The organism is Mesorhizobium sp. M7A.F.Ca.CA.002.05.1.1 (assembly GCF_003998335.1).
Taxonomy (GTDB): Bacteria; Pseudomonadota; Alphaproteobacteria; order Rhizobiales; family Rhizobiaceae; genus Mesorhizobium.
Map to the genome: position 1 here is coordinate 1 of NZ_RZQI01001131.1, position 1,629 is coordinate 1,629.

Below are 1,629 nucleotides of genomic sequence, written 5' to 3' on the forward strand. Positions count from 1 at the left end.
ATGTCGGGCCGCGATGCCGTCACCCGGCTCTGCGGACCGCCCGACATGTCGGGGGTCTGGAAGCCGAGGTAGACCAGCCGCCCTGATATGGTCGAGAAGATACCGAAGAACACCGCCATGGTCATGACGATGCGCGTCCTGCCCTTGCCGCCGGTCGCCTTGCGGGCGCCCTCGACCACGATCGATCCATCTTCACTCGTCCTGGCGCGACGCTTCAGCAGTTTGCCGATCATTGGGCGATGCCTCCGGTCACGACGGGATCCTTACTGTCCGAAGGCGCTTGGTCGGAATTGTCGGCCATGCCGCCCTGGCGTCCCGACAGGATGTCCTGGATGTCAAGGGATTTGGCCGGCAGGTCGCCGATGCCGCCGATCTGGCGAGCGCTGACCGGCTCGAGTTCGAGCTGCGACTTGTAGAGTTCGGCGAGCTTCTGCAGCCGCGACGGCTGGGTAAGCAGGCTCCAGTCGGCCTTGAGCAGGTCGATCGTGTCCTCCTCATAGCGTATCTGCGCATGGATCTTCTGCACCGCGGCCAATTGTTCCTCGGCCTCGCGCTTGGCCTTGTAGGTAAGGGCCGCGACCGCAACCATGACGGCGATCAGGACAATGTCGCTGGTACGAAACACTTAGCTACCTCTCCCCCGGCCGGCCTGTGCCAGGAAGTGTTGGGCCGGGAAGCTTTGGAAGGCCGAAAATCGAAAAATCGCTGCTGCGCGCTGGCGCATCCGTGCGGATTGCCGCGCGCAGCCTAGCCGAACGGGCGCGCGGATTGGCCGCCACCTCGGCGTCGCCGGCAGTCACGCCGCCACCCGCCTTGCGGAACGTCGCGGTGCGGGCATGCGCCTCGGGCAAATGCCGCGAGCCGGTCGCGACATCGGCCCGGTCGGCGATGAAACGCTTGACGATGCGGTCTTCCAGCGAATGGAAGGTGACCACGGCGAGCCGTCCGCCCGGCTTCAGCGTGCGCTCGGCCGCGAACAGGGCCTTGGCCAGTTCGCCAAGCTCGTCATTGACGAAGATGCGCAGCGCCTGGAACACGCGCGTAGCCGGATGGATCTTGTCCTTCGGCGCACGGCCGATATGCGTCTCGATGGCGTCGGCCAGTTCCAGCGTGCGCTCGAACGGGCGCTTTTCACGGCGAGCCTCGATCATGCGGGCGATGCGCCCGGCATGACGCTCCTCGCCGAGGAAGCCGAAGATGCGGGCAAGATCGCCCGGCTTGAAGGAATTGACGACGTCGGCGGCGCTAAGGCCCGATTGCGCCATGCGCATGTCGAGCGGCCCGTCGGCGCGGAACGAAAACCCGCGCTCCGCCTGGTCGAGCTGCATAGAGGACACGCCGATGTCGAGCACGATCCCGTCGGCGCTCTCGACATGTTCATCCAGCGTCGAGAACGGCGCGTGCACCAGGCGCAGCCGACCGCCCGATTGCACTTCCAGATCGCGCCCGGCCGCAATGGCATCCGGATCGCGGTCGATCGCCACCACGGAAGCGCCCGTCGCCAGAATGGGCCTGGTGTAGCCGCCGGCGCCGAACGTGCCGTCGATGATGAGGTCGCCCTGCGCCGGCGCCAACGCTTCGAGCACCTCGGCAAGGAGGACCGGAATGTGGCGAGCCGATCCGCCAACG

Annotated in this window: 2 protein-coding genes and 1 pseudogene; all 3 read right to left on the reverse strand. The window is 66.5% G+C overall.

Annotated elements, in window-relative coordinates:
- Window positions 1-233: pseudogene (locus EN939_RS33295) on the reverse strand (penicillin-binding protein 2); the annotation flags it as partial.
- The gene (ftsL, locus tag EN939_RS33300) at window positions 230-625 is read right to left on the reverse strand and encodes a cell division protein FtsL (RefSeq protein ID WP_127271473.1); all 396 of its coding nucleotides are present in this window, start codon (window positions 623-625) and stop codon (window positions 230-232) included. The pseudogene EN939_RS33295 and the gene ftsL, both read right to left, overlap by 4 nt.
- A gap of 4 nt (window positions 626-629) precedes the next feature.
- A partial coding sequence (rsmH, locus tag EN939_RS33305; protein ID WP_442919590.1) for a 16S rRNA (cytosine(1402)-N(4))-methyltransferase RsmH occupies window positions 630-1,629 on the reverse strand: 1,000 nt, incomplete at its 5' end.